General features: G+C 55.1%; 11 protein-coding genes and 1 tRNA gene. 4 read left to right on the forward strand and 8 right to left on the reverse strand.

Going from position 1 to position 10329, the window contains the following annotated elements:
* The first annotated feature begins 185 nt into the window (after nucleotides 1-185).
* Both L466_RS02045 and L466_RS02040 read left to right on the forward strand, forming a co-directional pair.
* Nucleotides 186-1733: a YjjI family glycine radical enzyme gene (locus L466_RS02045; protein ID WP_032681699.1), complete on the forward strand. Its 1548-nt coding sequence runs from the start codon at nucleotides 186-188 to the stop codon at nucleotides 1731-1733.
* Entirely contained in the window at nucleotides 1708-2568 is an 861-nt protein-coding gene (locus L466_RS02040; protein ID WP_020885284.1) for a YjjW family glycine radical enzyme activase, read from the forward strand. Before L466_RS02045 ends, L466_RS02040 begins: the two co-directional genes overlap by 26 nt.
* Here the strand turns inward: L466_RS02040 and L466_RS02035 are convergent.
* From L466_RS02035 to L466_RS02000, 8 genes are all read right to left on the reverse strand, one after another.
* A complete protein-coding gene (locus tag L466_RS02035; RefSeq protein ID WP_032681700.1) occupies nucleotides 2563-3345 on the reverse strand; it encodes a TatD family hydrolase in 783 nt (260 codons plus the stop codon). The genes L466_RS02040 and L466_RS02035 overlap by 6 nt on opposite strands.
* Complete coding sequence (locus L466_RS02030; RefSeq protein ID WP_020885286.1) at nucleotides 3342-4394, reverse strand: patatin-like phospholipase family protein; 1053 nt, start codon at nucleotides 4392-4394, stop codon at nucleotides 3342-3344. The genes L466_RS02035 and L466_RS02030 overlap by 4 nt, the downstream gene beginning before the upstream one ends.
* Before the next feature lie 120 nt (nucleotides 4395-4514).
* Nucleotides 4515-4676: a DUF1328 domain-containing protein gene (locus L466_RS02025; protein WP_003856556.1), complete on the reverse strand. Its 162-nt coding sequence runs from the start codon at nucleotides 4674-4676 to the stop codon at nucleotides 4515-4517.
* A gap of 129 nt (nucleotides 4677-4805) precedes the next feature.
* Nucleotides 4806-5423, reverse strand: a complete 618-nt coding sequence (gene osmY / locus L466_RS02020) for a molecular chaperone OsmY (RefSeq protein WP_032681701.1) — start codon at nucleotides 5421-5423, stop codon at nucleotides 4806-4808.
* A gap of 303 nt (nucleotides 5424-5726) precedes the next feature.
* On the reverse strand, nucleotides 5727-7316 hold the full coding sequence (gene prfC, locus L466_RS02015) for a peptide chain release factor 3 (RefSeq protein ID WP_014168520.1): 1590 nt from the start codon (nucleotides 7314-7316) through the stop codon (nucleotides 5727-5729).
* Between the two features lie 91 nt (nucleotides 7317-7407).
* A complete protein-coding gene (gene yjjG / locus L466_RS02010; RefSeq protein ID WP_014168519.1) occupies nucleotides 7408-8085 on the reverse strand; it encodes a pyrimidine 5'-nucleotidase in 678 nt (225 codons plus the stop codon).
* A gap of 19 nt (nucleotides 8086-8104) precedes the next feature.
* Nucleotides 8105-8548 (reverse strand): ribosomal protein S18-alanine N-acetyltransferase, encoded by a 444-nt coding sequence (gene rimI, locus L466_RS02005; RefSeq protein WP_020885288.1) that lies wholly within the window; start codon nucleotides 8546-8548, stop codon nucleotides 8105-8107.
* Nucleotides 8517-8930, reverse strand: a complete 414-nt coding sequence (locus L466_RS02000) for a DNA polymerase III subunit psi (RefSeq protein ID WP_032681703.1) — start codon at nucleotides 8928-8930, stop codon at nucleotides 8517-8519. The genes rimI and L466_RS02000 overlap by 32 nt, the downstream gene beginning before the upstream one ends.
* A gap of 102 nt (nucleotides 8931-9032) precedes the next feature.
* Here L466_RS02000 and rsmC point away from each other — a divergent pair, with 102 nt between their 5' ends.
* Both rsmC and L466_RS01990 read left to right on the forward strand, forming a co-directional pair.
* The gene (gene rsmC, locus L466_RS01995) at nucleotides 9033-10061 is read left to right on the forward strand and encodes a 16S rRNA (guanine(1207)-N(2))-methyltransferase RsmC (protein WP_014168516.1); all 1029 of its coding nucleotides are present in this window, start codon (nucleotides 9033-9035) and stop codon (nucleotides 10059-10061) included.
* Nucleotides 10062-10234: 173 nt separating this feature from the next.
* Nucleotides 10235-10321 (forward strand) — tRNA-Leu (locus L466_RS01990).
* Nucleotides 10322-10329 lie beyond the last annotated feature (8 nt).

The following is a 10329-nucleotide window of genomic DNA, read 5'->3' on the forward strand; positions in this document are numbered from 1 at the left end:
CTTCGACATTCATCACAGTTAATGAAAACTGCGTACAAATTTGCATTACTGTAATGAGATGAACTTCAAACTTTACTGCTGTCGCTGCTGATTAAAGCAGCGATACCCGGTGTGGGATCAAAAGTCCCCCCGGGATGACTTCCTACAATTCGGTCATCATCCGCAGAACCATAAAGGAAGCGAATATGTCCCACGCCAGCCCTCACGCACTGCAACAACGTTGCCAGCAAATTGTGACAAGCCCGGTATTGACCCCCGAGCAAAAACGTCATTTTCTGGCGCTGGAGGCGGAGAACCATCTTCCCTACCCCGCGCTGCCTCAGGCCGCTCGCACCGCGCTGGAAGAGGGATTTATCTGCGACATGTTCGAAGGCCATGCGCCTTATAAACCGCGCTATGTTCTGCCTGATTACGCCAGATTCCTCGCCAACGGCTCGGCATGGCTGGAACTGGAAGGGGCAAAGGATCTGGATGACGCGCTCTCACTGCTGACCATCCTGTACCACCATGTTCCTTCTGTCACATCGATGCCGGTCTTCCTCGGTCATCTTGATGCATTACTGCAACCGTATGTTAGGATTCTAACACAAGAAGAAATCGATAGCCGAATAAAACGTTTCTGGCGCTATCTCGACAGAACGCTTCCTGATGCGTTTATGCATGCCAATATTGGCCCGGCGGACACGCCCGTTACCCGCGCGATTTTACGCGCTGATGCAGAGCTGAAGCAGGTCGCACCCAATCTGACCTTTATTTATGATCCCGATATCACGCCAGATTCGCTGCTGCTCAGGGTGGCCGAAAACCTCTGTGAATGCAGCAAACCCCATATTTCTAACGGCCCGGTAAATGATAAAATTTTCACAAAAGGCCGTTATGGTATCGTGAGTTGTTACAACTCCCTGCCGCTGGCAGGCGGTGGCAGCACGCTGGTGCGCCTGAACCTGAAGGCCATTGCCGAACACAGCGACTCGCCCGACGACTTTTTTACCCGTACGTTGCCCCACTACTGCCAGCAGCAACTGGCCGTCATCAATGCCCGCTGCGAGTTCCTGTATCAAAAATCCGGCTTCTTTGAGAATAGCTTCCTCGTCAAAGAGGGGCTGATTGATCCCGACCGCTTTGTGCCGATGTTCGGCATGTACGGCCTGGCCGAAGCGGTGAACATGCTGTGCGAGAAAGCGGGGTCACCGGGCCGCTACGGTAAAGACGACCAGGCCAACGCGCTGGGGTATCGCATCAGCGAGCAGCTCGCGGCGTTTGTTGAAAGCACGCCGGTGAAATACGGCTGGAAAAAGCGTGCGATGCTGCATGCCCAGTCCGGAATAAGCTCTGATATCGGTACGACGCCGGGCGCGCGGTTGCCTTACGGGGAAGAGCCGGACCCGATTAACCACCTGCTGAGCGTGGCGCCACACCACAAGCACTATCACGCCGGGATTAGCGACATCCTGACGCTGGACGAGACGGTAAAACGCAACCCACAGGCCGTGGTACAACTGTGTCTGGGTGCGTTCAATGCCGGAATGCGGGAGTTCACCGCCAACGTGGCCGGTAACGATCTGGTACGCGTGACCGGATATATGGTGCGGTTGTCCGACCTGGAGAAATACCGTGAAGCAGGGTCACGCACTAACACCACCTGGCTTGGAGAAGAAGCCGCCCGACATACCCGCATCCTGGAGCGCCAGCCACGCGTGATAAGCCATGAACAGCAGATGCGCTTTAGTTAGTCAGGTGATCCCCTTCTCCTGCGTGGACGGGCCGGGCAGCCGCCTGGCTCTGTTTCTCCAGGGGTGCAACCTGCGCTGCAAAACCTGCCACAATCCGTGGACCATCGGACGCTGCAATGACTGTGGCGACTGCGTACCCCACTGCCCGCACGATGCGCTGAACATACAGGCCGGGCGGGTCTGGTGGCAGGAGAGTCAGTGTCAGCAGTGTGATACCTGCCTGCAGTTGTGCCAGCAGCAGGCAACGCCAATGGCGCACCGTTTTAGCGTCGACGAGATCCTCACTCAGCTCTCTAAATCCGCACCCTTTATTGAAGGTATTACCGTGAGCGGCGGTGAAGCGACAACGCAGCTACCGTTCCTGGTGGCGCTCTTCACGGCGATCAAAGCCGATCCCGCCCTGCAACACCTGACGTGTCTGGTGGACAGCAACGGTCTGTTAGGGGAAACCGGCTGGCAAAAACTGCTGCCGGTATTCGACGGGGCAATGGTGGATTTGAAGGCCTGGGGGAACGAACACCATCGCTTCCTGACCGGACGCGAAAATCCGCAGATTAAGCACAGTATCCGCTGGCTGGCACACCACCAGCGGCTGGCGGAACTGCGATTACTGGTGATCCCGGAGCAGTGCGATTATCTGGAGCATCTCAAAGCGCTGACGGCGTTTATCCACGCGCTGGGCAATGTCCCGGTACGCATTAACGCCTTTCATGCTCACGGCGTTTACGGTGAGGCGGCGTCCTGGCGCAGCGCCACGCCAGAAGATATTGAGCCGCTGGCGCGGGCGCTGGAACAACAGCAGATCGTGGTGATCCGACCGGCGCTTTATCTATAGCGTGATACCAAATACCGCGCGGGTATTCTCCAGCAGGGCATGCGCAATCACCTCTTCCGGCTCCTCACGCAGCTCACAAAGCGCGTCAAAGACCCGAGCGGCCTGCTCCGGGCGATTTGGCTGCCCCTGAAAACCGTTGAGCGGCATATCCGGTGCGTCGGTTTCCAGTAATAATGCTTCGAGCGGCAGCTGCGCCATCACATCGCGGGTTTTACTGGCGCGTGGATAGGTGATGGTACCCCCGACGCCAATTTTATAGCCCAGCGCAATAAAGCGCTGCGCCTGCTGCAGGCTCCCTGAAAAACCGTGCACAACGCCCCTTCGCGGAAGATCGATACGCTTCAGATGCATTGCCAGTTTGTCATGGGTTCGACGGGAGTGAAGGATCACCGGCAGCTCGTGGCGCTTCGCCAGACGCAGCTGCGCATCAAGGATCGTCTGCTGGCGCGCAAACTGCGGATCGTCGCGATAGAGATCGAGGCCGATCTCACCGATGGCGACAAGTTTGTCGCCAGCCGTCTGCACAATGGCGTCCAGCGCGTCGATATGCTCATCAAGATGGTGTTCAATCACAATGGGATGCAGGCCGAGCGCGGCGTACAGCGCCTGGTGCCGCCTTGAGAGATCCAGTACCCGCTCAAAGTATGCCGCTTCAACCGCCGGCACAATTATCGCCTCTACGCCGGCTTGTGCAGCTCGCGTGATGCTTTGCTCTTCATCCCCCGTAAACGGTGGAAAATCAAAATGACAGTGGGTATCGATAAACCGGTACGTCACGCCAGATCCTCATTATCTAACAATGCGTCATTCGCCTGCGGAGCATCCACCAGCGGCATCGCCAGCGCATCATTCGCCACCACCGCCGGTGGGGTAATAATGGCTTTATGACGATGTATAGGCGGTTGTTCAGCCAGCAGTTTGCCTATTGTCGCCAGGAAGTAACGCCCGCACAGACGCCCCGTTTTATAATCGGTACGCAGCGCAGGAACGCGGCTGCCCAGCGCCATACTGACCAGCGGCTTAGGCGGGTAAATTTCAAATATACGCAGCTTACCCGGCGGTTTTTCAATAAAGCGCTGCATGGCGCCGTAGGTCGTTTCATGCTGCTTCGCGATGTTGACCAGGTGTTGCAGGCTGCTGTCGCCTAACCAACGCTCCATGCGTTTAAACCATTGCGGGGTATAGTACATTTGCGACGGGACGGTGCGGATCACCACAATGGTGTTTGCCCCGCGTCGCGCAGCTTCCTGTACCGGCACCGCGTCACTGATGCCGCCGTCCAGATAGCTGATGCCGTCCAGCAGTGCGCCGGAACGATAGAAACCGGGAATGGCGCTAGAGGCGCGAATGATATCCAGCCAGTTCTCTTTTTGAGGAGAGAAATAGCCCGGCGTGTAGTCATCACCACGGCTGGCGCACATCCAGAACTCTTTTCCGCTGTCGAACAGGCGCGCCGCCGTATCCATTGCCAGCGGCATCTGGCTTGAGGTCGAATCCAGCAGCCAGTCGAGGTCAATCAGGTTCCCGCCGCGCACAAAGCGCACCGGGTTGAAAAATTCTTTCGCCGTGGTGTAGCGCATGATCACTTTTCGCGCGTAGCCGGGCTGGTTACAGACATAAGCAGAGAGGTTTTGCGCCCCGGCAGAGGTCCCGAAGTACAGGTCAAACGGGTTGAATTGCGCGCGCATAAACTCGTCCAGCACACCGGCCGTAAAAATGCCGCGCTGTCCGCCACCTTCACACACCAGCGCAAGCGGGCCTGCGCGAAACGGCTTTAACGCCAGCGGCGCAATATTGCCGAGCGTAACGGGAATTCGTTGCCCCACCTCTGCTTTCCTGTTTTCATTTTTCTGTTATGACACAGTAGCGCACCCGACCAGCGACTGAAACAAGAAAAAGCCAGTCACGAGGACTGGCTTTTTTTTGTTGAAGGAATATTGCGTTTGCTACGGACGTCGACGACCCGTAAACAGGCTGACCAGGAACAGAATAATACCCACGACAAAGACAATTTTTGCTGCCCATGCCGCTGTACCTGCCAGACCACCAAAGCCCAATGCGGCGGCAATTAACGCGATAACCAGAAATATAATGCCCCAACGAAACATAAGCTTCTCCTTTACCATAGTTAATGTCGGCCGCTAAATGTGAGCGCGCTCAGGTCACTCACCGGCGATTTTCCAGAGTCATTTTTATTTCGCCCGCTGACGTTAGCCAGACGGGCGAATGGTGCAGATTTACTTCGTTTTCAGATCGTTTTTAACGCTTTTAACACCATCGATCGCTTTCGCGATGGACTCGGCGCGCTCACTTTGCGCCTGAGAATCGACCGTACCGGAAAGCTGAACCACGCCATCGGTGGTTTCCACTTTCACTTTACGAGATGGCACGATGTCATCTGCTAAAAGTTTAGCTTTGATTTCGCTGGTGGTGGCTGCATCTCCGGCATAACCTTTCACCGACGCGTTTTTGCTGTCCCGAACGTGCAGTTTGTCGCTCACGGACGCTACACCTTCAACACCCTTCGCCACTTTTACCGCCTGTTCGGCCTGGGCCTGGCTTTCTACAAAACCACTCAGGGTGACAACTTTCTTGTCAGTTTTAACGGAAATATCGGTGCTCTTGATAGCTTCATCATCCACCAGTGCGGCTTTCACTTTTGCTGTGATTGAGCTGTCATCCATGAAATTACCGACTTTATTCATAGAGCTATCGATTTTTTGCCCTGCGGTATCGGCGGTGGACTGCGCTTTATCCATAGTGCTGGTTTCAGCCAGAGCAGAACCACTTACCAGGACGCTACCCAGTGTCACAGCCAGCAGAGTTTTAGAAATCTTCAGTCTTGTCATATTCATCGATGTATTCCTGTGTATACCCGTCATTCGGGCGACATACTTCCCTAATTGCTAGTTTTATATATTGCGAATAAACACACGGGCAAAATGGAGAACCCAAAGTCATGCATTGAACAGTTAATTCATCCACGCCCGGTGTTAAACACTGAGTTAAATATAGATCACTCTCACAGTGCCGCTTTCAGATTTGGGTAAAAAACGAGCAAAAGACGCGAAATAATGTTGAATTAAGAACATTCCGCAAGAGATTAATAAGACAGGAAATAAAGAAGAGCACGGCGATTGCCGTGCTCTGAGAGGGGATCAGTGTTCGCGCGTTTTGCGGAACTGGACATCAGGATAACGTTCCTGAGTCAGGTTCAGGTTGACCATGGTTGGGGCGATATACGTCAGGTTATCACCGCCATCCAGCGCCAGCTGCACTTCGTTCTTACGTTTGAATTCTTCGAATTTCTTCACGTCAGAACACTCTACCCAGCGCGCGGTCGCCACGTTAACCGATTCATAGATCGCTTCCACGTTGTACTCGCTCTTCAGACGCGCAACGACCACGTCGAACTGCAGCACACCGACAGCGCCTACGATCAGATCGTTGTTAGCGATTGGGCGGAACACCTGGACTGCGCCCTCTTCGGAAAGCTGAACCAGCCCTTTCAGCAGCTGTTTCTGCTTCAGCGGATCGCGCAGGCGAATTCGACGGAACAGTTCCGGTGCGAAGTTCGGAATACCGGTGAACTTCATCATTTCACCCTGGGTGAAGGTATCGCCGATCTGAATCGTACCGTGGTTGTGCAGACCGATGATGTCGCCCGGATAGGCTTCTTCAACGTGCGAACGGTCGCCCGCCATAAAGGTCAGCGCGTCGGAGATCACCACATCTTTACCGATACGTACCTGACGCAGCTTCATGCCCTTTTCATACTTACCGGACACCACGCGCATAAAGGCGACGCGGTCACGGTGTTTCGGGTCCATGTTGGCCTGAATTTTAAAGACGAAACCGGTGAACTTCTCTTCTTTCGCTTCCACTTCACGGGTGTCAGTTTTACGTGACATCGGTTGTGGCGCCCACTCCACCAGCCCATCAAGCATATGGTCAACGCCGAAGTTACCCAGCGCGGTACCAAAGAAGACCGGGGTGATTTCACCGCTCAGGAACAGCTCTCTGTCGAATTCGTGAGATGCACCTTGAACCAGCTCCAGCTCGTCACGCAGCTGCGCGGCCAGCTCTTCACCCACAGCCGCATCCAGCTCCGGGTTATCCAGACCTTTTACGATACGGACTTCCTGAATGGTATGGCCTTTACCGGTCTGGTAAAGATAGGTTTCGTCTTTATAAAGGTGATAGACACCCTTGAACAGCTTGCCGCAGCCAATGGGCCAGGTGATAGGCGCACAGGCAATTTTCAGCTCGTTTTCCACTTCATCCATCAGCTCCATCGGGTCGCGGATGTCACGGTCGAGTTTGTTCATAAAGGTGAGGATCGGCGTATCGCGCAGACGGGTAACTTCCATCAGCTTACGGGTACGATCTTCTACCCCTTTCGCGGCGTCGATGACCATCAGACAGCAGTCCACCGCCGTCAGCGTACGGTAGGTATCTTCCGAGAAGTCTTCGTGCCCTGGGGTATCCAGCAGGTTGACCAGGCAATCATGATACGGGAACTGCATCACGGAGGTGGTAATGGAAATACCACGCTGCTTTTCCATCTCCATCCAGTCAGATTTTGCATGCTGGTTGGAACCACGGCCTTTTACGGTACCCGCAGTCTGAATCGCCTGTCCGAACAGTAACACCTTCTCGGTGATGGTCGTTTTACCGGCATCCGGGTGAGAGATAATGGCAAAAGTACGGCGCCTGGCCACCTCTTGCAGATAAGGAGACAACGTCATAATGAAATCTTCTATATAAGCGCGGCGTCAGGCCGCGCATCATGGGATACGAAAAATGCGGCTATTTTACCCATCAATGGGGGGCAGGCAATCATTGTTTACACAGGAGCTGCTCCAGTTCGTTCAATGACGTGACGGTCCAGGTCGGCTGGATACCTTCCGGCAACGTGCGACCGTGTGCATTCAGCCAGACGGTCGACAGGCCGGCGTTCATCCCGCCACGAATATCCGACTCCGCGGTGTCCCCGACCATCAGCACACGTTCACGATCGGGATTGCCCGCTTGTTCCAGCGCATAATCAAAAATACGCGGATCCGGCTTAGGTACGCCCACCTCTTCAGAGATCACCAGCGCGTCAAAATGATCGCGCAGGCCCGTACGCTCAAGGCGGATCTGCTGAAGGGCGGTAAAACCGTTGGTAATAATGCCCAGCTTCGCCTTGCCCTTCAGGGCGTCCAGCAGGGAAACCGCGCCCGGCAACGGCGCGCAGATATCCGCCATGGCATTAAGGAAGGCATCGTTAAGCGCACCCGGGCTGACGTTTAACCGCTCGGCCCAGACATCAAAGCGCTGGTGCTGCAGCTGTAACGCGGTGATGGCACCGTTCTGGTAATCCACCCACAGCGGTTTGTTTACCGCCTGATAGTCCTGAAAGTCTTCAGCGGTGAAGGTAACGCTATAATCGAGAAACATCCGCTGTAGGCCGCCAAACGAGTCAAACGTAAACAGCGTTTCGTCGGCATCAAAGAAAATCCAGTCCCATTTCATCGTTACAACCTTATTTTAGTTATCCAAGCGGCAGAGCCATTATGATGGCGTCTTCACGTCCCTCTGCGGTGGGGTAGTAGTTACGGCGGATAGTCGCCTCGTTAAAGCCTAAGCTTTCATAGAGTGCGATGGCGGCGACATTCGACGCGCGCACCTCCAGCCACAGGGTGAAAACGTCACGGGTTTCGAGCTCGCGAATGAGATGCTCAAGCAGTTCTCTTCCCAGCCCCCGGCGCTGATACGCGGGATCAACCGCGATATTAAACAGCGTCGCTTCGTCCAGAACGACCTGCGTGATGGCAAAAGCGGCCATCGTGCCGTCGACGTCCAGACGGTAATTCAGATAACGCTCGCCCTGATTGCTGGCGAGGGTTTTTTCGCTCCATGGAAAAGCATGGGCGCGCGTTTCAATCGCGTACGCCGCGGTCAGATCAGGCGTCGTGAGGGAAGAAATCGTGTTCATATTCGCAGATTTGTTGCCATAGCGCGCTGCGCGCTTTTGGGTTGGCTTTCAGTTCGTCCAGCGCTGGCGAGCAGATCTGGCTCCCTTCAAGGGAGACCCCATCGATGTCTCCCATACGCCAGCTGTTGCAGCGGCTGTCGGATGGCAGCATGGTGACCCTGTCTGGCGTAAGCTGTAAAACCTGTTCAGTGGTCAGCTTCAGGCTACGAAGGACATCACCAATAAGGGGTTCATTCAGGGCAGGGAGTTGCTCCGCCACCATCACCAGCCGGACGTGCGCAGGGATGGAGATGGCGATTTCGCCCTGCAACGCCGTCGGGCGACGCAAGGCCCACTGGGTGATGCCCAGTTGCTGCAACTGCCAGTCTCGTCGGGATGTCATAGGGAAAACTCCTGTCTCTCAGGCGCGCAAATATAGCAAATGTGTCGAAACTGCGCCATCTACCTACTATAATCCCCGCCTGAGTTAATTGAGGAACAATTCATGTCTGCATTTACCCCGGCAAGTGAAGTCTTGCTGCGTCACAGTGATGATTTCGAAGAAAGCCGTATTCTGTTTGCCGGAGATATGCAGGATGACCTGCCCGCACGTTTCGACTGTGCTGAAAGCCGTGCCCACACCCAATACTACCACCACTGGCAGGTACTGAGCCGCCAGATGGACGACCGCGCGCGCTTTAGCCTGGTCGCTGAACAGAGCGACATCGCCGACTGCGACACGCTCATCTACTACTGGCCGAAGAACAAGCCAGAAGCCCAGTTCCAGCTGATGAACCTGCTTTCTCTGCTGCCCGTTGGCTGCGATATTTTCGTGGTCGGTGAGAACCGCAGCGGCGTTCGTAGCGCAGAACAGATGCTGGAAGGCTATGCGCAGCTGAATAAAATCGACAGCGCCCGTCGCTGTGGCCTGTATCACGGCCGTCTGGAGAAACAGGCGACCTTTGATGCTGAGAAATTCTGGGATGAGTATCAGCTTGACGGTCTGACCATTAAAACTCTGCCAGGCGTCTTCAGCCGCGACGGTCTGGACGTGGGCAGTCAGCTGCTGCTCTCCACCCTGACGCCGCATACGAAAGGCAAAGTGCTGGACGTCGGCTGTGGCGCGGGTGTACTGGCGACCGTACTGGCGAGCCATTCGCCAAAAGTGCGCTTAACCCTGTGCGATGTGAGCGCCCCGGCGGTTGAAGCAAGCCGCGCAACGCTTGCCGCAAATGGCCTGGAAGGCGACGTGTTTGCCAGCAACGTCTTCTCTGACGTGAATGGCCGTTTCGACATGATCATCTCCAACCCACCGTTCCACGATGGTATGGAAACCAGCCTTGAAGCGGCGCAAACGCTGATCCGTGGTGCAGTACGTCATCTGAACAGCGGGGGTGAACTGCGTATCGTGGCTAACGCCTTCTTGCCGTACCCGAAAGTGCTGGATGAAACCTTTGGCTTCCATGAAGTCATCGCCCAGACGGGTCGCTTTAAGGTTTACCGCACCGTGATGACGCGTCAGGCTAAGAAGTAATCCCCTTATCTGGCAGGCCGGATACGCGTAACCGCTATCCGGCAAAACCGGGCGCTACCATCGGCCATTTTTGCAGCAATCAAAACAGCGTGCGCATTTTTCTGTTGACGTAAAGCTGAAAACATCTAGAATGCGCCTCCGTGGTTACGATACTTTTACAGTGTCGATGGTATGCGAAGGTGGCGGAATTGGTAGACGCGCTAGCTTCAGGTGTTAGTGTCCTTACGGACGTGGGGGTTCAAGTCCCCCCCCTCGCACCATAAATCAC

The sequence above is a fragment of the Enterobacter sp. BIDMC 30 genome (genome assembly GCF_000534355.1).
GTDB classification, from domain to species: Bacteria; Pseudomonadota; Gammaproteobacteria; order Enterobacterales; family Enterobacteriaceae; genus Enterobacter; species Enterobacter ludwigii.

Bases quoted from the DNA above. Each gene is read 5' to 3' on its own strand.
- L466_RS02045 (WP_032681699.1), top strand. From the start codon at position 186: ATGTCCCACGCCAGCCCTCACGCACTGCAACAACGTTGCCAGCAAATT.
- L466_RS02040 (WP_020885284.1), top strand. From the start codon at position 1,708: ATGAACAGCAGATGCGCTTTAGTTAGTCAGGTGATCCCCTTCTCCTGC.
- L466_RS02025 (WP_003856556.1), bottom strand. From the start codon at position 4,676: ATGTTTCGTTGGGGCATTATATTTCTGGTTATCGCGTTAATTGCCGCC.
- osmY (WP_032681701.1), bottom strand. From the start codon at position 5,423: ATGAATATGACAAGACTGAAGATTTCTAAAACTCTGCTGGCTGTGACA.
- prfC (WP_014168520.1), bottom strand. From the start codon at position 7,316: ATGACGTTGTCTCCTTATCTGCAAGAGGTGGCCAGGCGCCGTACTTTT.
- yjjG (WP_014168519.1), bottom strand. From the start codon at position 8,085: ATGAAATGGGACTGGATTTTCTTTGATGCCGACGAAACGCTGTTTACG.
- rimI (WP_020885288.1), bottom strand. From the start codon at position 8,548: ATGAACACGATTTCTTCCCTCACGACGCCTGATCTGACCGCGGCGTAC.
- L466_RS02000 (WP_032681703.1), bottom strand. From the start codon at position 8,930: ATGACATCCCGACGAGACTGGCAGTTGCAGCAACTGGGCATCACCCAG.
- rsmC (WP_014168516.1), top strand. From the start codon at position 9,033: ATGTCTGCATTTACCCCGGCAAGTGAAGTCTTGCTGCGTCACAGTGAT.